The following is a 20,481-nucleotide window of genomic DNA, read 5'->3' as shown; positions in this document are numbered from 1 at the left end:
GCGGAAGCCGCGCATGCGGCTTCATGGTGCCGTCCCGACCGCAGGCCTGGGGGTTGCGCCCGACGACGACCGCTTCAGACCGCAAAGACCAGGTCAGAGACCCGGCAGGGGGCCGAGGTCATGCTTTTGGATTTTGATTTCTGTTTTATTTTTCTATTTCGCTCATAATCGTGTCATTTATTCTTGTACAATTATGATAGTCGTCCTAGAATTTCCCTGTCTCTACATTGGGAGTTCATCATGGCGGTGATTACTGCGTCGGAAGGACGCATCACCCTGAAGGCCGACTTTCATCCCGAACTGGCAATCCAGGCCCGGCGTTACAGGGGACGATTTCTCGGCAAGGAAATCGGCTGGTCCTTCCTGCCCGAACATGAGCCGGCGATCCGCCAGCTCTGCCAGACCCTGTATGGCGTGGATGGCACGCCAGATGCATGGAATGACTGCTGCACCGTGCAGGTCGAAGTCGACGAGCAGGATGTCCGGGCACCGCTGTGGCGCCAGTTCAACGCCGATATTTACCTCGGTGGCCGTCACGTTGTGGGCGTTTTTGGTCCACGGCAGGCAGTTCGCACCGGCAGGGGCATAAAATTCCTGCGCGGCCAGCCGCATTGCGCTGCCCGGATCGGCGCCTACCACATGGAGGTACCCACCGGCAGCGTTCTGGAAATCCGGAAATATCCGCGTGCCGCACTGGCGTTCCTGGGCAGGTGCCTCGACGGGCATGGCTTCTGGCACATGGCCCAGGGCTAGAGCAGCCCGAGTTGCACGGTGGCCACGGATGCATCCGCTGCCGTCACTGTTCCCCCATGCTTTGCCTGCAGACGGGCCAATTCCGCTTTGTCACGCACGACGTGTTCTTTGCTGCGACCCGCACGTCAAATGGACATCAAGGATATTACGGCGCGACACTGGTGGATTTGGAAATTCTCAGTTAAAAAATAGCTAAATATCCTGGATATAAACTCGGATTTAATCGAACATGAATGCTTCAATAGACTCAGTTATAAACAAAATAAATCAAATTGACCCGCCTTCAGGGCGAAAAAGAACATTGCCGGACGACGAACTTATTGAAAAATATGAAAAAATGACCGGTTTCTTATTTAGCAATGATTACAAAAAAATTTTGAAAACCGTCAGTAATGCTTTTGTCGGAACATTGTCACTGCTCACCCTGGAGAGCGGGAAGAAAGATGTATACGGCGAACTCAAAACGACATGCGATGAGGCTCATGCTTTGGGCGTACCAAAAGCCTGGCTCCCCATTTGTGAAGATAACGGGGATTATTATTGCCTGACGCCTAATGGCATTGTGCGCTTCTGGGACCAGAATGGTTCATCTGATGAAACATGGCCAAATCTGGCAACCTGGGTGCAGGACGTCTGGCTGGAAGATGCATAATCCGAACGTGAGTATAATTGTTCTGCCATGATCACCCGGGATGCGCGCTGGCGGTCCTCTCACCGTAAAGCGTTACGGCAGCCGAGATTTCCGCGAGCGTCCGGGCTTCTGTCATCCCCCGTGCACCAAGGTGTTCCATAGGCAGCGCCTGAAGGATGGCGCAGCCGTCGGAACGGATGCGCACGGCGGGAGTGGCAATCAGGGAAAAGACAGGCATGATGAACTCCATCGCTCAGCGCGCCCTCGCGGGCGCACGGGTTTTCAGGGTTGGATGTCAGGCGGCAGACGCCACGTCCTCGACGGACGGCTGATGTGCCGATGGGCTGAAAATGTATTGGGCCGCGGCTGAAGCTGCGCTCGCTGCGGTGAAAATGGCGCGCTTGTCAGCCTTCAGCAGTTCCAGCCAGTTCCCGATGTAATTCGCATGGCGGACCGTCGGCTCGATCTGCAGTTCCGCGCATACGAAAGCAGATGTCATCTCTGCGACCAGTTCCTCGGCTGCGTAGGCATGGTCCCCGAACCGCCTGCCAAAGGTGCGCGACAGCCGACTTTCAGCCCCGGTCCAGTGCCCGATCTCATGAAAGACGGTTCGGTACCAGTCGATCTGGTTGAAATAGGACTGCTGAGGCGGAACCCGGATGAAGTCCGCATCCGGGGCATAAAATGCCTTGTCACCACCGATGCGAATATCCGCCCCGGTTTCGCGCATCAGCGCTTCCGCGTGCGGCACGATTTCGCGTTCCGGCAGCGGCGCGGTCGGCGCAACCATGCTCTCCGGCAGGTTCTCGCACTGCTCAACATTGAACACCGTAAACCGCTTTAGAAACGGAATCTGACGTGGCTCGTCGGAACCCGCTTCCGATTTTGGCGTGAAGCGGTCAGCATAAAATACTGTCGTTCCCTTCTCGCCTTTCCTGACATTGCCGCCCTGCGCATGCGCCTGGCGGAACGTCAGCCATTTCTGGGTAGAAAACCCGTGCATCTCTACCGAACCCCACAGCATCAGGATGTTGATCCCGGAATAGGCCCGATCGGTCGCGGCATTACGCGGCAGGGCAATGCCGCATTTCGCGCGGTTCCATGGGCAGACCCATGGCACGGTTCCCGCTTCAAGTTCGCGGATGATGCGGTCAGTGACGGACTGGTGGATGTCGGTACGTTCGGTCCTGGCCATAATCAGTCTCCAGAAAATACAGACGCCGCCCCGAAGGGCGGCGCGGATGGGCAGCGGATGGCGAGGGTGGTGTCACCTGAGATCGATGATGCCCGTGCACGGATCGAGGAAGACGTCGGGCAGCAGGAGGAAAGTGACCATGGAGGCCGTCCAGAGGAGCACGATGGCGACGAATTTGGCGATTTCGACGGCAGGGCGGGACGGCGGCGCGATGCGGTTCTGTGCCATTTCCAGATCCTTTTTTCGGGGGTTTCGACCCCTTCCGGCGACCGCAGGCCAGACTGGCGGGCAAGGGCGCCGCACAGCGGCGGCACCGGAGCCGCGCACAGATGGCGCAGCCATCGCGCACGGCGAGGAGCCACCCCTTGCGTGGCAGGCTGGACTGTGGTGCCTGCCTCCTTCCTTTACTGCTTCATTTATTTCTATATTTTATTTTTATTATATTTCTATTCAGATTTGGCCTTTCCAGAGCCGCCATCCGGTTGTCCGGATCGGGCTTTTTGCGGGGATGCCAGATAGGGGCAACTGATCCGCGCAGGCGTGACATCAATCCACAAACGATTGCCCGCAGTCGCTTCCAGTGCCTTGCGGATGGTGTCAGCGGAAAGAAATTCCGCGCCATCATCACCGCCAAACGATGCGCGTTTGACGTCGTACCAGTCGTCAGGACATGTGCGCGGGTCCGCTTCGACGGCATAGGCGACAAGGTTCCCCTGACCCTCAGCGTCACTGAAGTCCGGATAACCATTCGACAATAGGGTAGACGTGGACACCGCTCAGAGAGCAAATGCCACGTCCCCCTCCAAACCGTGCGGGCAGCTTTCACTGCACACGGCTTTCCACCCCCGATTACGCTCTCATTCGAAGATCACGTTGCCGCCCAGCATGGACATTGCGATGGCAATTTATGCAAAGCGGGATACGCTTCCTTTGGCGAGCAGCTCTGACCTGTGCCATCAAAGGCGAGTTGACGTGATCTTTCAGCTTTCTGACGTGGTGCACTTCAACGGGAAGATTTGATGTTCCGCAAAGCGCACATTCTTCAGAAAACAGTCGATCTACCAAGTCCGTGCGAGCAAAAGCCGCAATGTATCTTGGTAGTGCGTCGACCTTGGCGAATTTCACGGACGGACGAGTGAGATGCCGAAGCTTCCATACCCGCACCCTCCTTAATTTCCCACCTAAGTCTCGGCTAGCCACATACCACTCTCCATCCCTACTACGGACGGAAGTCAAAACCTTGGCCAACGAGCTATGTCGCTTATTGGCAAGTGTCTTGAGAAGGCTTGTCTGTACTACGAACTGAAGCGAACGAAGCTGCGCTTTCACATTCACGCACAGCGCGTAATATTGAACAAACCCGCGGTATTCCGCATTGAACTGTGAAGCGATCTCGTACTCGCTCGAATTGATCAATGCCGGTCGGTCAATACCCCAACGCGTGTCGGGGTAACCGTAGCCGTGGCGTTGACAGAACTGGCGGATTTTCGTCCGCGGAACATTCAACGTGATCAGACCGTCTGGATTACGCTTCGTGTAGTTGCGCCCCAGAGTGTCCCTCACGCTCCTTACTTGGTTTGAATTCCAAGTATGGATGTCATAGCCAAGAAATTCTACTCCGTCCGAGGCATGTCGAATGCCGCTCTTTTCCTCAGATACATTAAGTTTCAGGTTTCCAAGAAATTGTCGAACGGCATCCATCATTCTCCGGGCATCATCTTTGCTGCCGATAACACCAATGAGGAAATCATCAGCATACCGGACATAACGAAAGCGCCGATAATCCGGATCCTGTGATGCCAGCGCAGGCACAGATTTGCGAGCCTTATCGAGGACTTTTATATCCTGTTTGAGAGCCGCTATCCTGCCCTGATCTCCTACTGACAGACTTTCTTCTGATCGTACGATCCGACGAATTTGCATCTGTCTGTAATTGATCAACTTCGAAAGACGATTCCATTCTTGCTCCCGGCGACGTTTCACGCCCTTATTTTTAGCCTCCATCCATGTTTCCATGAACAAATCGAGTTCATGAAGATAGATGTTGGCCAAAATGGGCGAGACAATGCCACCTTGCGGAGTTCCACTGTAAGTCCTGCTGAACCTCCAGTTTTCAAGATATCCAGCTTCAAGAAAGCGTCTAATCAGATCAATGATCTTCTTATCAGCAATCCTCTTGCGAAGCAGGTTCACGAGAATGTCGTGGTCGATATTGTCAAAATACCCAACAATATCGACCTCAACGAACCATTTTGTCCCTCTCCACACCTTCTGGATATGCTCCAGTGCAGTATGACAGGACCTATTTGGACGAAACCCATGTGAGTGATTAGAGAAAATCGGCTCATATATGGTTTCAAGGATCGTCCTCAAAGTTTCCTGCACGAGGCGATCCCGAATACTCGGAATCCCCAACGGTCGGAGTTTACCGTTTGATTTTGGTATGTAGACCCGACGAACCGGATTTGGTCGGTAACGTCCTTCCACGACCTCGCTAATCAACGCTTCAAGCTTGTCGAGTGAAAACCCGTCAAGCGTATCTCCGTCAATACCGGGGGTCAGGGAGCCCGAGTTTTGGGCAACCTTCTCATATGCCGCTTTCCAGAGATCACGGCAGGTCATGAGGCGGAATAGGCCGTTAATCGACTTTCCGGCTTTCGAGAGCTTTGGAAGAGCATCCAATCTCTTCATGACGATAGCAGTTTGCATCAGCAGAACCCGTCTTCCGTTAGAGGATACTGTTTTGGGAGCTGCCACCCTTCACCCAAGACCTGACGCTTTCGGCGCGATCGCTCGTACCTTATACGGTGTCTTGCCCTGCTTAAACGCAGGTTGTCCGCCCCATTACAGGAAAGCATTTGGCTACTATGGTGACTCTGTAACCATGCAGGTTTAGGAAGCCTGTTTAGGTTATCCCGGCTTTGCGCTGATGAAAGATGCGACGCACTTAGGTCCTCTGTTCGTTTCATTCCTCGTATGGAGGCAGTGTCGCAAGACTGACATCCCCGGATAGACAGGGGCTTCGGACTGGGCAACCTCATGATACCCTTCCCTTGCGAAACAGTCGTATCAAACGGTTTAATGACTGCTATGGCGTTAATCATCACCGAAACTGGAGTTAAAGCAGTATAGCCTTGACCATATGCATCTTCCCCTGACCCTCTAAACCGTAACCGTTCTTGGCTATTCGGGCCTTGCTCCAACCATGCTATGTTCATTGTCACCTTTCGATTTCAACTAAGGTTGGTGGGGACGGGAGTCGTCAGTTCTCCCGGCGTTTGAAACGCACTTTCGATTCAGCGCCGAACCGGCGCACTCAGGTACACCCCATGATCGCCGACCAGCATGAGGCCTGCCGGTATCTTGGTACGGTCGACATCCGTACCGGTCGGATGGCGCGACGACACGCCAGCCTTGAGAAAGACCGGGTCAACAAGCTGATCATAGGTAGGGGAATGTTCGCTCGCGGCTTGCGCATGAGCGAGAAGACGCGCCACCAGGGCGTGGTCAAAATGAAGTTTCATGGCAGTATTCCTTTGTGTGAGCCCCTTGCGAGGACACAAAAAAGGCGGGACACCGAAGTATCCCGCCTTAAGAAATAACAACCGGCGCATCTGGCCCGAAGTGCCCCCCGATGCCGTTGCCGATCATTCATCTTCATCGTCATCAAAGAAACGAAGCGCGGCATCGACCGGGCCGTCCGCGTCAAACAGGACGTAATCACAGCCGTGATTCCGGGCCAGGGCAAGAATGGCCCGCAGTGACCGCGACCCCGGCCAATCATGGGAGTATGGATCCAGCGGGACATGGACAAACCATCCGTGCGGGCCGGACAGGCAGGTCAGCCCAAAGGAACCACCTGACCTTGCATATCTCTCAAGGTGTCCACGGTCCGACAGGGGGAGGTGGCCGGTGCTCAGGTCGAGGAATTTCCGGATCTGGAAAGGCGCTAACATCGGGTTTCTCCCTGCTTACGGATGAGGCGGGTCAGGCCGGCCCGGCGCTGTCGCCAAATGCGCCGGCGGGCAGGACCCATTGTTCGGGGGATGTGAGGACACAGCCACGCCAGCGGCGGCAGAGCGCGCGACGCACCAGACCCGGGTGCTGGCGCACGGGGCCGTAAACCGTGCCGCCATTGGCCAGCGTGCCGAGGTCCCGGTCGCGTCGGATGGTGCAGCCAAATGCGCGTTCCCACTCACACAGCCGGGCGAACCGATCCGGGTCCATGTGACGCAGCGTTGCAGCCTGATCAGCGGACATGAATACACATGCCAGGCAGGACAGACGGCCAAACCCGAGCTGATAGGGAAGCGGCGGAATCACGCCATGCCGACGCAGGATCTGCCAGACAGCCGCTTCACTCCAGGCATGTACCGGCCGCCAGTGATCGATATGCCGTCGGGCCCGACCATCACGACAGTCTGCCCGGTGCCGCTCAAAAACAGCGTAACGGGCACGGTTCGCGGACTCCGCCGCGCGTTCTCCGGTTACAAACAGGGTCCGGGCATGACTGAAGCGCGCCTGGTTCCGCAGGGCGCCATCCGCAACCATGATCTTGGCGTATGGGGAACACCAGCGGACCGACAGGTTCGCCGAAACCTGCGGGAAGCGGCGTCGCGTATTGGGCGGTCCCTTGCCACCAACAGTGACCCGCCCCGTCGGCGTATCGAACCAGACCGGTGCGGTCGGCACATTCTCGCGCAGCATTTCCCGCACGATCCCGCCCTGGCGGGCGGAAAAATACAGCCTGACGCCAAGGGCTGCAGCCAGATGCCGCCCGTAATCGGGCACATGCGGCCAGTCAAAAACGTCCCCGTCATCGTCCACAAGATGGTGCCACCACTCGATGCGCTGCGGCGCCACGCCCTTTTCGAGCAGGTGCAGCGTACTGGCGAGGGAATCCTTGCCAAAGGAACAGGCGACGATGACGTGATCATAACGCGCCAGATCAGGTATTTCTCCGGGCTCCGGCGCGACAGTTCCCTGGCGGGATGACAGGCTTGCTGTCACCATGGACATTCTCCTTGTCTGAATGTCTTCTGGCGGTCCGACGGGATATCGCGGGTCAAACGCGGCGCGTGCGCCGGCATCGCAGGCCCGCGGAGCGGGACAAGAGCCACCGTTTGAGGCGCGATGGCCCTTCGGGCATATTTTTTCCTGTGTCTTCCTGCTTTTCCTATGCGTCCGCGTTCAGGTATTCGTGCAGATACCGGCGCAGCACCATGCAGGCTGCATGGGTGTCCCGCTCACCGTCATCCGCAAGGACACGATCCATCACTCTGGCGAGAACGGCGGCTGCCTCTTGGCCCGGGCTGAAAACAAGGGAAAACCCAAACTGTCCCTGCAGCACGCCGGTCCCGGCATCGTGCACCATGGCCACGATCTCGCCATGGACGACTTCCTCGACCTCAAGGTCCACTTCCTGGCCGTCAGGCAGAATAGTGGTCCGGATCCCGTCAGAGTCCACACTGTCGGGGACGGCATTGAGGACGATCCGCGCAGCCGCCTCGGCATCCGTCGCCGTGACCCTGAAATCGCCGGCATCGGCTTCAAACAGGCGCTCAACCAGCGTGACACGAAAATCAGGCATTGCCGTCCTCCCTTACCAGGACAAATTCGCTCAGTGTCGTGGCTTCCCGCCATGGGCAGTGCCACACCATCACGTCTTTTCCGCAGATTTCGGCGACAGAGCCGCGCTCTCTCAGCCGGGCCAGTTCGTCCGACGTGACTCTGGGAACCGCCGTGAAAGCGGAAAATTCGACTACTGCCGCCTCCACGCTCTCATAGGGTCCCCGCCATCGGCGGGCCGCAGGCGGATAGATTTCAGGCGTCCGGATCAGAACCCCACCATCCGGGTGGAAGCCCAGTTCAACCACATACCTGCCGATCAGACGCTTTTCCGTCATGTATTCATGGGTCATCACGGTTCTCCTTCGCCGACGCAGGTGAACGCGTAACCTGACGTTCTGGATAAGCCCGGTTGGGGCACATCGTAGAATTTCCCGGTCGACGTCCTGCCTGAGGCCGTTGCTGGCTCACCGCCGGACGTCATCATGGGGGCGACGGGCCGTGAGCCAGGGCCGTACGGCGGCAACAGCCTCGCTCAGCTGAAACCTACAAACTCAACATGCGTCCTGAGGAATTCTTCAGGTGTCTGCGATGGCGGAGCCAGACTTTCCGCCCTGCCGTGCGGGACGTCATCCTCCTGATCTGCCGCCAGGTCTGTGGGCGTGTCAGTCACTTCATCGAGCTCAATGCCCGTCGCGGCAGGATCATCGGTTCCCGGGCCATCCGCCGGCGCACCAGCATCCGCGTCGTCTTCCGGGTAGATATCGTCGTCATGCGGCAGGTCCCCATCATCGTCATCCGCTCCGGATGACGGGGCGAGCGCTTCCGCGAAGGTGGCATTCAGCGCTGCGACATCGACCTGGAAACGCGCTGCAGGATGCACCCAGCTCCCCTGCCCGACATGATCCATCAGGGCGCGGCGCATTTCCTTGCCGGTATTGCGCGGCAGGATGCCTTCCGCCTTTATGGCCTTCGTGATGCCGGACTTACTGAGCGTTTTCAGGAAGTCTTCATCCGCCATGGCGGGCAGATGATCGTCCGCTTTCACGATATGGCCGACCAGGACACCCCAGTCGCCGCTATTCGTCGCGTTCTTCTCGCAGGACAGCACGGCTTTGAGCACGTCGACAGCAGCGCCACGCAGGACCGCCTCGTCCAGTGCCATCTCGCCATCCTGGAACAGTCCGGCGGCAGCCACGAGCCGGCGTGACGGACGGCGCTGCGGGTAGTGCGCGTTGGAATCCCCGTCCACCCGGACATTCTGCGCGTTGAGGGCCGCGATCATCAGCCCGACCAGGACCCATGGATCGGCAGAACCCCGCATGCCATCCAATGCGGCATGCAGCGCCTGGGTGCGGAAACTGCCGATCATGTCAAAACCGCGCCCCGAGATATCGGGCCGTTCCCGTGGCCCTTCGGGCTGGGCTTCAATGACCGCGGACGGCATCACGCGACCTGCCGCCTCGCTGCCCGGCAGGACGCACCAGCCCTCGCGAACCTTCAGGCGATGATCGAGCCAGAAGAATTTCGTGGCGCCCTCGCGCTGCCAGTAGATCCGCACCATGCCGGGTTCGAAGACCGGCTCGCCGTTCTCGTCGCTCTGCAGGATCGGTGCGTCTTCAGGCGTGTTCTGACCCAGCCACTGGCGCTGCGCCTTCTCATAGGCGAAGCCGTCATCGGTATAACGGCCGTCCTTCCCGGCTTCACCGAACAGATCTTCCTGCCAGGCGATCCGGCAGCTTTTTGCAATGGCGTCATCAAACGAGGCCTCGATTGCATAAAAACGGTCCTGCCGCAGGGCTGATGCAATCCGGTCCCAATCGGGGATGGCAGCACCGGGTTCCCAATTTCCGTCGGGCAGTTGCGCGCCCTCATCTTCGCAGGCTTCGACATCCTCGGGCGGCGCCGCGCCAACCGGAAACCCGAAATGGCCCCAGACCTGTTCCTGCAGCGCGGTTGACGCAAGGGCGATGCTCGCCAGTTCACGATTGCCAGGACCCTTGCCCGCCTCGATCCATGCAAGAATCTCAGGCAGGATGGCAGACAGGCGGCCGATCTGCTTCAGTTGCACCGGTGTGAGCATCAGCGCCTTGCAGATCGCGGTGTCATTCCACTTTTTTTCCTCCCGGAGCCTGGCGACAACCCGCCACTGTTCAACCTGGGTCATGGGCTGACGGATCATGTTCTCCGATGCGGCACGCATCCGGTCCAGTTCCGCATCGTCGCCTGCCACCGTCACCTGAATGGTTTTCAGGCCGGCCTTGACCGCGGCACGCCGGCGGCGATGCCCCGCAACGATCATCAGGCCGCCCGGGGTTTCGCGGACCAGAGGCGGGTGGATGATCCCGACGGCCTTGACGTTCAGCGCCAACTGGCGCTCTTCCGCCTCGTTGGGCGCGGATTTCCGCGGGTTTTCGGGGTTGTCGAGCAGGGTTTTCGGATCAACTTCGCGCAGTTCCATGGTTTTTACTCCGTGTTCTCAGGACGCCTTTCCTGATGCACTCCGGCTGCCAGCACCGGGCTGGCGGGGCAAGGGCGCCGCGCAGCGGCGGCACCGGACCCGCGCGCAGGCGGCGCAGACGCCGAGCACGGGGAGGCGCCACCCCTTGCGGCGCCTGACCGGAGATGGCAGCCCTTCTCAGGCTGCCGCCTCTTTTTCCTTCTCCCTGTCCTCGGTGTCGTCATGCACCGGGTCTTCATCGGTCGCGGTCGCCGCCAGATCGTCTTCCAGCGCTTTCAGCTCGGCGCGCTTTTCATCAAGCATCGCCTGTTCCGCGAACGGCAGGCCCAGACGGGCCCGGTAGGATGGCAGGCGACGCTGCGCTTCCTCCCGCATCCGGATTGCGTCACGGAGCGCGTCATCGATCCGAAGCAGCGCATGCTCGAGACGCGACGTCAGCCCAAGGCCCTTCGTGTCGTCCTCGACGGCGATTTCAATACGACCCGAGCGCGCGTCCACAAACAGCGTCACGTCGACCGCGCGCTTTTCGTAGTACACGCGACGGCCAGGCCCAGCTTCGCACATGACGGCGAACCCACCGATGCGTCCGAGGTTCCAGACCCCTGCCTCGCCGTTCTTCGCCGCCAGGCGGACCTGGGACAGGAGCCATGATCCGGCCTTCTCACGTTCGCTGACATCCCCCTTGTCCCTGCGCAATACGAACGCATCCCCCTTCGTGGGCTGACGGCTGGCAATATCCGCCTCGATGAGCGGGATCTGACGCTCCGCGCCCGCAATCTCACGCTCGGCCCGGTCGATGGCACGTTTTACGGCGAACTGGTCGTCATAATGGGCGGCCGCCAGTCTCTCGAGCCGCGCAAGATCGGCCTCCAGCCCGGCTTTCTGCATCAGCCGGGCATCGCCTGAGGCAAGCGCCTTGGCCATGGCGAACTGGTTTCCTCCTTCCCCGCCAATGTCCTCGATCCGGCGGATGGAACGGTCACCTGACATCGCAAGGCCAATAAAGCGCTGCTTGCGTTCGAGGAGCTGCCAGTTGGTCGCGTCAACGGAACCCTGCTGGGCGTAGGCGTAGAGTTCGATTTCCGCGTGCTGGTTGCCCTGCCGCTCGATACGTCCCTCGCGCTGGATGATGTCGGAGACCAGCCACGGCACGTCGAGATGGTGCAGGGCCTTGAGGCGCTGCTGGGCGTTGACGCCGGTGCCCATGGTCGCCGTCGAGCCGATCAGGATCCGCTTGCGGCCGGCATTGAGATCACCGAACAGCTTCTGCTTCGCCGCACTCTTCCTGTAGTGCTGCATGAACGCGATTTCCGCGCGCGGCACGCCCAGTCGGATCAGTTCATCGCGGATCCAGGTGTAGGCGGAAAAACCGCGTGTCTCCATCGCGCTCTCGGTGCCCAGATCCGAAAAGATCATCTGCACCGCCCCCGGCAGGTCGTACGCCCGACCGGTTTCAGGATCGCTGTAACGGCTTTCCGATGTCTCCTGCCAGATCCGGAACACGTTCCCGATCATCAGGTTGAGCTTCGACGTGTCATCATTCGCGGCGAGAGGGGCGACGAAGCGCAGGTCGATCGCGGCATGACGGGCATCCGTGATGACGGACAGGAGGATGTCATCGCCCTTCTGGGGACGCCCCTGGCGTGCTTCGATGGCGTTGATGCGGGCCGCCAGCGTCTTCTGGTAGGCCCTGAAGTTATCGTTTGTCGGTGCGACAATAATCTCGCGACGCCCGCCCCGGATTGCTGGCAGAGTCACGTACTGGCGCAGGTCATCGTGCTGCACGACATCCGCGAAGTCGCGATACATCGCCATGAGGTCGGCGACGTTGACGAACTCGGTGAAGCGCGTGACCGGCTTGTAAAGCCCGCTTGGCTGCAGTTCCAGTTCGGTACGGGTCTCGCCAAAATTGGCTGCCCAGGCATCGAATTCATGCAGGTAGCGCTTCTGCAGCGCCTCAAGATCCATATAGCGGCTGACCGTCCACATCTCGGCGAGCGTATTGGTGATCGGGGAGCCGGACGCCATGATCAGCGGGCGTTCCGGATTTTTTGCCGCCAGGTAGCGCGTCTTCACGAAGAGATCCCAGGCCCGCTGCGAGCCGTTCGGATCGACCCCCTTGAGGTCGGACTGGTTGGTTGCAAAACTCAGCTTCCGGAACTGCTGCGCTTCATCGACGAGGATCTGGTCGATACCGATCTCGCCCAGATGCACGAGATCGTCCTTGCGAGCGGAAAGGCCTTCCAGCTTCGCCTGCATTTTCTCCTTCATGCTCTCGACCCGCTTGCGCGACAGACGGTCTGACGCGTCGACGCTTTCCAGCACTTCCTCGTAAGACGCGATCTGCGCCTCGATCATCTGGCGCTCGAAATTCCCCTCCACCGGGATGAACCTGAATGCATCATGCGTGATGATGATCGCATCCCAGTTTCCGGTCGCGGCCCGCGCGAGGAACCGCTGGCGCTTTGCCTTCACGAAGTTCGTCTCGTCGGCGACGAGGATCCGTGCGGTCGGGTAGAGCATGAGGAATTCGCGAGCCATCTGGGCGAGGCAGTGACCGGGGACGGCGATCATCGCCTTGCTGATCAGGCCAAGCCGCTTCTGCTCCATGACAGCCGCAACCATCGAGAACGTCTTTCCGGAGCCGACCGCGTGCGCGATATACGTGCCGCCCGCGGCGATGATCCGCCAGATGACCCGTTTCTGGTGCGGGCGCAGGCTGATCGTGGTGCTTGCACCGGGCAGGCGCAGATGGGAGCCATCAAACGCGCGAGCCACGAGGTTGTTGTAGGTGTCGTTATACAGCCTGACCAGCCGCTCGGCCCGATCGCCATCCTGCCAGACCCATGTCTCGAACGCACGCCTGATCGCTGCCAGTTTTTCCTTTGCGGCTTCCGTCTCCTGTGTGTTCAGTTCGCGGTGCTCATTGCCATCGCCATCACGCCAGACATCCCATATTTTTGGCGATGCCTGCGTCAGGGCATCTTCCAGCAGTTCGCCGGCATGTCGCCGTTCCGTTCCCCAGACTGACGTTGCCTCGGCCTTGCCCATGAATGCCCGTTTCTCCACGGTCCAGCAGGCGACAGCAGGCGCGTGATAGATGACCGTTTCGACCCCGAGCACCTCGGCGGTAAACGCGATGATGTCGCTGACCGGCAACCACGGAGCGCCAAGGCGCGCGGTGATCTCCGACGGACGCAGATCGGCTGGCTGGACAGCTTCCAGCGCCGTGACGTTCCGGGCGTAGCGCCCATCGATCCGGGCCGCATCGCGTGCCTCTTCCAGCTTGGTACGCACGGCGCCGGAGAGCATTTCATCAGCCGTGACCCAGATATCGCGACCATCCACGCTCCGTACCGGATCGAGATAGACCGCATCCCCCAGCGCGGCCGCGACCTCGGCTTCGGACTGTCCCATGAGTTCCGCGATCCGCGGCATTTCCACGCCGCCTGTTTCATGCAGGCAGACGGCCAGGGCGTCGTGGGCGGAATGGATCTCGGGTTCGACAGGCGCATGAATGACCCGTTCCGAGAAAATTGGTCCCATCCGGCCTTTCTGTGTCGCCTCGTCGTATTCCTCGATGGACGAGACCAGCCAGACGTCGGGATCATCGTAAAATGGCGTAAGGTTCGGTCGCCGCTGGGTTTCGTTTTCGACCCCGGTTTCCGGATCGATTCGGACCGTCACATTCATCAGGTTGATCGGGCCGAACTGTCGGACAAAGCTGAAATAGGCACGCTTCAGGTCACCTTGCAGGCGTCCATAGGGCAGGTTCTCCATCTGCGCCCGCAGGACCGCGCGTGCCGCATCCCGGACGGGTATCAGCGCGGTAATGATCCGGGCATGCTTCTGGAAGAGGCCATCCTTCTGATCCCCCTTCCTGATGGCGACCGTGGTGGCCTGTCCGTCGCAGATCTGCTGCAGGACGCCTTTCGTGACGAAGTAGGAGCCCTCTTTCAGTTGGGCGCCATCGGCAGCCGTGCCGACCAGCACACCGGCTCCCACCGGCCGGACAATACGCTGGTCCAGGGGTTCCGGAAAGCGCACGTCCTGCCCGATCCGGCTCAGGGCCCCGGGCAACATCACATCGAGCCTGCCGTCGGCACGCGCGTCGCATGTGTAATCGGGACCGAACTGGGTGGTGGTCCAGCCGTGATGGCCAAGCACCTGCTCCGGATGGTCGAGAAAGTAGCGATTGACGAGGAGTGGACCGTTACCCTGGTCGCTATCCGTAAGGGCGTCGGTTTCCAGCCAGGTCTCGTCATCGGCCATGTCGCCGATCATGCGCTTGCGTAACACCAGTACGTCCACCACCACGTCCGTGCCGGCGTCATCGCGCATTGCCCCGGCGGGGAGCCGGACCGCCCCCACGAGGTCAGCCATCTCGGCGATGGTCCGGCGCGCGGTGCTGTCCGTCTTGTCCAGCGTATGGCGGGACGTCACGAACATTGCGATGCCGCCCGGGCGGAGTGCTTCGATGGATCGGGCGATGAAAAAATCATGCAGGCTCAGGCCAAGCCGTCCCAGACCTTCCGGGCCACGCACGGTGCGATTGGAAAAGGGTGGATTACCGATCGCAAGGTCATACCCGTCTGCGAGCTTCACTGTCGTGAAATCCTCGCTGCGGATCCACTGGTTCGGATAGAGCCTGCGTGCGATCCTTGCCGTAATCGGATCATTCTCGATCCCGGTAAAGGCGATGCGTCCCTCGAGCCTTTCCGGTCGGGCCGCGATGAAAAGACCGGTCCCGCAGCCGGGTTCAAGCACGGAACCGCCTCTGAAGCCCATCTGCAGCACTTTGTTCCAGAGTGCGTGCACGATCAGTTCAGGGGTAAAATGCGCATATTGTGTCGCGCGCTTCAGTCCTGCCCTCTCAATGTCTGTCGTGGAGACATGGATCGCCTCGCCAATCTCTTCCCAGCCCGGGCGGGCGCTATTGCTTCCGGATGGAAATAGGTTGTTCGCCAGTTCTCCTGCTCCAAAGCCGATGAAGCGTGAGAGGACGATCTGTTCGGGGGACGAGGCGTTTCGGTCTGCTTCTTCGATCTCCTTGAGCAGTTCGATTGCCAGTGCATTGTCACGGGCCCGCTGTTTCCAGGTGTCAGCGAGGCCTCGGTCGGCCACCATATGAAAGTCGATCTTGGGAAGGACCATTGCGGCCGGTGTGGCGGGCGGGACGGGGGACGCGCCGTCTTCGCCTTCAAGTTCGCCCCAGAAAAGGTCGTTCTGGGTATCTGCGAGAGCGGTTGTGCCGAAGAGGTTGAGCTGGAACGACATGGCCGTGCTCCGTACAAACGCCGGAGCCCGGCACTGCTTCTGCAGGCCGGGATGTTTCCGGGTCAGGTTTTCGGGATGTCAGGAACGGGCGTGCTAATCAGGTTGTGTCGCCTGATTACTCTTTCCTTCAGCTCTTATTGCGACCGGGTCGGGCAGTGCGGGGCAAGGGTGCCGCGTAGCGGCAGCACCGGACCCGCGCGCAGGCGACGCAGACGCCGAGCACGGGGAGGAGCTACCCCTTGCGGCGTGCTGGTCGATCTGGTGCTTTTACATACTGGCTTATAGTTCTATTATAGCTTTTTATTCTCGGTTTATTAGCTTTTGGATTCTCGAATCTAAATCATATCCCTAAAAGGGTGTTTCTTGATTGGTGTAGTTGCAGAGATTGCGACGTTAATTCAACGTCGAATAAGCTGCTTCTTCAAGGGGGAGGGAAAGCTGCTGCTTACATACCGAAAGATAATGCGTCTTAGCGCGAACTGAAGATGGAATGCAATGAACGCAGACTTATCCCCAACGGTCGAGTTAGAAGGTTATTTTTAAACTGTTAAAAAGTTAAAGGATGAAAAGCGCGTTTAATATCATTTGGTTAGGCGCTATTTCTGTGCGCGATGTTCCGATAAGGCGTGCGCGATATTCCGAAAGAAAACGTGCGCGATATTCCGTTGGGATGTGCGCGATGTTCCGATAAGACGTGCGTGATATTCCGAACGAGAATCGCGTTGCTGTGAATAATGGGAGTAATCATCGTCGACAGGGCAGAAGGCATACCTTGCGACCGTCAAGAACAACTGCAACAGGCCTCCAATTTTTGGGAATGGATATAAGAAAGAGAAAATTTCGGAATATCGCGCACATTAACGATCTTCACCTTGCTAATTCGGTTATCAAGTTCACGCCGATAGTTGCCCAAGGTGTTGATGAGGCGCAGTCTCTGCCAAAACGCCATGAATTCGGAACATCGCGCACGTTTAAGGTAGGTCTCTGGCGTTCGGACGTCCGTGCGTTTGATTCCTTAGGCGATGACAAGTTATGGCATCCGATAACTAGCAGGCTTGATATCTTGGGTATTTTGCGCTTCACAGCCGCCCAGGAAAACAAACGCGACAGCGTCTCATGGTTCGGAACATCGCGCACATGTCCTGCTCATATTTTATCGCTAAGATTGTGATTCTCGATGTTCAAAAATCACTACGGGACGCCCTCCCCTTGGACCTACTTCGAGGGATAGCTGATAATCGGGGATAACGTCATCGCCTATAATTTTGAGAAGATCTCTTTTGAAAAATCGTAATTCGCGTGTAGTACCGATTTTCTTGGCGAGTTTATCTAGACTAATTTTCCATATTTCTTGGTTACCAAGATGCTTTCGTCCGATCTCATAAATACGGCGACCCAACCCACTATCGAGACTAAAATAAGTGGGGTTAATTGTCAGCACCCTGCGTTCCTTGACGAGGGCACGAAACATCCAGTCATTGAGCGTAATTTCAATGGCTGCCATAATTTTACGTCCAGTCGATGTTTTCCGCTCGACTACGCGCCATGTCTCTATCCAGCCAAACCCGCGCCGGTCGCGTTCGTCTGCAGATTCGATTGTTGTCATGATGTTCGTAGATCTCAGACGATGAAGCGCATCGAGCAAAAGGTCGTAGCTGCGCTTACCTGTTCCTCGACCGGTGACGCGCAGGAGATCATGCGCAGCGAAGCGGACTGTATGGTCGACAGTCATCCCTCGCTCAATGCGTTCATTGATAAGAGAGACGACATAAAGAAGTATGTCTTTATCCCAAATCGTCGCAAGCCCTTTTGGGCCAGGTTCTATGGTAATTTGTATTTTCCCGTCGTCATATACCAGAGGCTCCATGCGCGGTTGCTTCTGGATGCTGAAGAACGGATATTCCATAAGGGCTCTGTCATCCTTTAACGGAGCCCCTATTAGGGAGTCGACAAACAGGTCAGCTTCGTTGCTAGCCATTATCTACCCCAGCCCTGCCTTTTGTGCGCGATGTTCCGAATGCAAACAAACCGGTTAATACAACCAGGGTCAATGATTCTCTCGTCAGTGTTACGTATTTTCGTCACCGAGCACCTGATCAATCTCGGCCCGGAGCCTTCGCAAGCGTTCACGGTCTTCCGAATTAAGCGGGAGTTGTTGGGCACGGACTTCACTTAGACGCTGGGCCATCCTGTCTACGGATGTAAACGTAAATCCGGAAGGTTTGCGGGTCGGTGCGGATTCCGGCCGTTCGAGGTCAGCTCGACCCAGTCGAATAGCTTTTACTGTGAGTTGTCCGGTTCTGGCTTGTTCAATGAGTTCTTGTTGTCTCACAGGATCCGGGACTCTTGCGAGTTCCACAAGGGTATTTCGTGCCACACCTCGCTCTGACGTCAACTCTTCAAGGATATCGGTTGGGAGCGTCAGGATTTTCAGGATAGAGCTAATTTCGCCGCGACTTTTTCCAAGAACTTCACCTGCCTGGCTCTGGTTCCAGCCTCTTTTTTCAATCAGTCGTTGGATGCCGGTTGCTTCTTCCAGAGGGTTTAGGTCCACTCTCTGAAGGTTCTCAATGAGCGCTGCGACTTCAGCATCACCGTCGTGTTCAATTGCAAGCATGCTGGACCAGCCAGCATGTTGCGCGGCTCGCCAACGGCGTTCGCCCGCGACTATGACCCACCGTTTGTCGGATTGTGAGTTCGTGACACGACGTACGAGAATGGGCTGAAGCTGTCCTTCAGCGACCATTGTTTCTGCCAGTGCTGCGATACTCTCGTCGTCAAAACTTTTTCGTGGTTGGTCCGGATCTGGCGCTACTTCTGTCAAAGGAATTTCGAATGTATGTCGAAATTTGCCGTCCTGGCGAACAAAACTGTTGCTGGCGTCGTCAATGAGCCCAGCGGCTACGCCAAGAATAGGAGATGGGGCTTTTGTTTTGCGTCGGGTTGCCATCACGCATTACCTTCAGGCTGTTCGATATCTGCAAGCGGAAAATCTGTCTTCGTTTGGAGTGCTTGTGCCAGCCGAAGGTACGGTGCCGTTGCGGCCGCTGAAGAAGAGGACTCCAACGCAATCCTGCCTGCGCGTGCAGCATGACCGTACACAGCGCTTGAAGGCACGGGTTCCAGAACTGGGGCGCGATCTTTCATCATGGAACATAAGTGTTGAAGGACTTCACGGTCCACAGATTTGCGTGCGTTATATTGCGTCGGTAAAATACCAAGAAGTCGAAGTCCTGGATTCAGACGACGCTGGATCTTGCCAATTGTGCCGATAATCAGGCCAACGCCCATTGTGTCGTAAGGCTCGGTTCTCACAGGGACAATTGCGTCATCGGCAGCAGCAAGGCTCATCCATGTAAGCATGCCGAGATTGGGAGGTGCATCGATCACGATCCAGTCGTAGTCCTCACGGACAGGATCAATGGCTTCCCGTAGCGCGGCGTCAAAACCGGGCTCTCTCCGGCCGTCCGTTTCAGCTAGGTCAATATGGCTGGCGATGAAATCGAAGGGCAGTTCGCGTCCGTCTGGTAGCGTGCCTGCCGCAACCACGATTTCAGAGAGAGGTTTCCCACCGAGAATGAGGTGGGCTGTCGTTTTGCCCTGATGATAAAGTTCAACACTGGCGCCAGCGAGTATTCCGGCTGTAGCTGTTGCTTGGGGATCCATATCAATGAGAAGAACGCGTCCTCCCAGTGATGACAACGCGTATGCAAGATTGAGCGAAGACGTTGTTTTCCCAACGCCGCCTTTTTGGTTTGCCAGCACAAGTATTCTTGCAGAATCTTGAACTGCGCCAGCCATATTACGTATCACCTCGGCGACATCATCCGGGATCGGTTCTTTATCGTTTTCCCAGCGGCTAATCTTGGGTTTATCATAGCTTCGGCCGAGTCTGCGGTTGAGTTCATCTTTGATGTCGGCCTGACTTAATCGCAAAGTCAGTCGGCTATTTCGAAATGTTTGACCGTTCATTATGGCTTCCCCAGACAGACTTTTGATGCGTAAAATAGCATCAACATCAACGATGATGGTTGATGTTGATTGTTATCAGTCTTTCTTGTCAAGGAAAAAATCGACGACATATGGGCTGATATGAAGCCCTAACAGCCTGTCGGGTTGGGGTACCCTATGAAGGGGAGAGGTTGTAAGGTGGTGTGATGAGCAGCTTCATCCCGTTTGACCGGTCTCAGCCGTATCTTCTGCCTCCTGATCTGAAGTTGTGGCTTCCGGCTGATGATATGGCGCATTTCGTTGTAGTTGCCGTTGAACGGGTTCCGATGAATGCGTTTTCCGTGCCAGTACGCACGGGTGGCAAGGCACAGTACCATCCGCGCCTGATGCTGGCCCTTCTGATCTTCAGCTATGCGAACGGGCTGTTTTCCTCACGCCGGATCGAGCGGGCGACATATCGCGACATAGGGGTGCGTTTCGTGGCGGCGAACCTGCATCCGGATCATGATACGATTGCGACCTTCCGCCGGACGAACCGGACAGCCATTGAAGCTACATTTGCGCAGNGTCCTGCTTCTGGCGCGCGAGACGGGTCTGCTGCGTCTGGGTGTAGTATCGATCGACGGCACGAAAATCGATGCCGAC

16 protein-coding genes and 2 pseudogenes are annotated in these 20,481 nt (G+C 57.8%); 3 read left to right on the top strand and 15 right to left on the bottom strand.

What is annotated here, in order from left to right:
* The first annotated feature begins 240 nt into the window (after positions 1 to 240).
* Entirely contained in the window at positions 241 to 753 is a 513-nt protein-coding gene (locus tag NJLHNGOC_RS09280) for a hypothetical protein (RefSeq protein ID WP_113596143.1), read from the top strand.
* 229 nt (positions 754 to 982) lie between these two features.
* A complete protein-coding gene (locus tag NJLHNGOC_RS09275) occupies positions 983 to 1,405 on the top strand; it encodes an SMI1/KNR4 family protein (protein ID WP_113596142.1) in 423 nt (140 codons plus the stop codon).
* Between the two features lie 31 nt (positions 1,406 to 1,436).
* On the opposite strand, the gene NJLHNGOC_RS09270 is transcribed toward NJLHNGOC_RS09275, so the two are convergent.
* From NJLHNGOC_RS09270 to NJLHNGOC_RS09200, 15 genes and pseudogenes are all read right to left on the bottom strand, one after another.
* Positions 1,437 to 1,622, bottom strand: a complete 186-nt coding sequence (locus NJLHNGOC_RS09270) for a hypothetical protein (RefSeq protein ID WP_239021444.1) — start codon at positions 1,620 to 1,622, stop codon at positions 1,437 to 1,439.
* Between the two features lie 57 nt (positions 1,623 to 1,679).
* Positions 1,680 to 2,579: an ArdC family protein gene (locus NJLHNGOC_RS09265; RefSeq protein ID WP_113596141.1), complete on the bottom strand. Its 900-nt coding sequence runs from the start codon at positions 2,577 to 2,579 to the stop codon at positions 1,680 to 1,682.
* Between the two features lie 72 nt (positions 2,580 to 2,651).
* Positions 2,652 to 2,807, bottom strand: a complete 156-nt coding sequence (locus tag NJLHNGOC_RS15970) for a hypothetical protein (protein ID WP_010512122.1) — start codon at positions 2,805 to 2,807, stop codon at positions 2,652 to 2,654.
* A 218-nt stretch (positions 2,808 to 3,025) separates the two neighbouring features.
* A pseudogene (locus tag NJLHNGOC_RS09260) lies at positions 3,026 to 3,337 on the bottom strand (DUF3085 domain-containing protein); the annotation flags it as partial.
* A gap of 91 nt (positions 3,338 to 3,428) precedes the next feature.
* Positions 3,429 to 5,288 (bottom strand): group II intron reverse transcriptase/maturase, encoded by a 1,860-nt coding sequence (gene ltrA / locus NJLHNGOC_RS15965; RefSeq protein ID WP_165837909.1) that lies wholly within the window; start codon positions 5,286 to 5,288, stop codon positions 3,429 to 3,431.
* Between the two features lie 608 nt (positions 5,289 to 5,896).
* Positions 5,897 to 6,103: pseudogene (locus NJLHNGOC_RS09250) on the bottom strand (DUF3085 domain-containing protein); the annotation flags it as partial.
* Positions 6,104 to 6,226: 123 nt separating this feature from the next.
* Positions 6,227 to 6,535: a DUF5983 family protein gene (locus NJLHNGOC_RS09245; RefSeq protein WP_113596139.1), complete on the bottom strand. Its 309-nt coding sequence runs from the start codon at positions 6,533 to 6,535 to the stop codon at positions 6,227 to 6,229.
* Positions 6,536 to 6,566: 31 nt separating this feature from the next.
* On the bottom strand, positions 6,567 to 7,598 hold the full coding sequence (locus tag NJLHNGOC_RS09240) for a phosphoadenosine phosphosulfate reductase domain-containing protein (protein ID WP_113596138.1): 1,032 nt from the start codon (positions 7,596 to 7,598) through the stop codon (positions 6,567 to 6,569).
* A gap of 157 nt (positions 7,599 to 7,755) precedes the next feature.
* Positions 7,756 to 8,169 (bottom strand): hypothetical protein, encoded by a 414-nt coding sequence (locus NJLHNGOC_RS09235; protein ID WP_110532199.1) that lies wholly within the window; start codon positions 8,167 to 8,169, stop codon positions 7,756 to 7,758.
* Positions 8,162 to 8,500, bottom strand: a complete 339-nt coding sequence (locus NJLHNGOC_RS09230) for a hypothetical protein (protein ID WP_113596137.1) — start codon at positions 8,498 to 8,500, stop codon at positions 8,162 to 8,164. The genes NJLHNGOC_RS09235 and NJLHNGOC_RS09230 overlap by 8 nt, the downstream gene beginning before the upstream one ends.
* A 182-nt stretch (positions 8,501 to 8,682) precedes the next feature.
* Entirely contained in the window at positions 8,683 to 10,608 is a 1,926-nt protein-coding gene (locus tag NJLHNGOC_RS09225; RefSeq protein WP_113596136.1) for a ParB/RepB/Spo0J family partition protein, read from the bottom strand.
* Between the two features lie 177 nt (positions 10,609 to 10,785).
* On the bottom strand, positions 10,786 to 15,885 hold the full coding sequence (locus tag NJLHNGOC_RS09220; protein WP_113596135.1) for a lactate dehydrogenase: 5,100 nt from the start codon (positions 15,883 to 15,885) through the stop codon (positions 10,786 to 10,788).
* A 1,159-nt stretch (positions 15,886 to 17,044) separates the two neighbouring features.
* Positions 17,045 to 17,863: a replication initiator protein A gene (locus NJLHNGOC_RS09210; protein WP_010511482.1), complete on the bottom strand. Its 819-nt coding sequence runs from the start codon at positions 17,861 to 17,863 to the stop codon at positions 17,045 to 17,047.
* A gap of 90 nt (positions 17,864 to 17,953) precedes the next feature.
* The gene (locus tag NJLHNGOC_RS09205) at positions 17,954 to 18,835 is read right to left on the bottom strand and encodes a ParB/RepB/Spo0J family partition protein (protein WP_010511481.1); all 882 of its coding nucleotides are present in this window, start codon (positions 18,833 to 18,835) and stop codon (positions 17,954 to 17,956) included.
* Positions 18,835 to 19,857, bottom strand: coding sequence for a ParA family protein (locus NJLHNGOC_RS09200; RefSeq protein WP_014106763.1), 1,023 nt, complete (start codon positions 19,855 to 19,857; stop codon positions 18,835 to 18,837). Before NJLHNGOC_RS09200 ends, NJLHNGOC_RS09205 begins: the two co-directional genes overlap by 1 nt.
* A gap of 185 nt (positions 19,858 to 20,042) precedes the next feature.
* On the opposite strand from NJLHNGOC_RS09200, the gene NJLHNGOC_RS16340 reads away from it, so the two are divergent.
* The coding region (locus NJLHNGOC_RS16340) for a transposase (protein WP_456306359.1) at positions 20,043 to 20,481 on the top strand (439 nt) is incomplete at its 3' end.

It is taken from the genome of Novacetimonas cocois, from assembly GCF_003311635.1.
GTDB lineage: Bacteria > Pseudomonadota > Alphaproteobacteria > Acetobacterales > Acetobacteraceae > Novacetimonas > Novacetimonas cocois.
The sequence above is the reverse complement of the archived record's forward strand: the minus strand, read 5'-3'. Positions and strand labels throughout refer to the sequence as shown.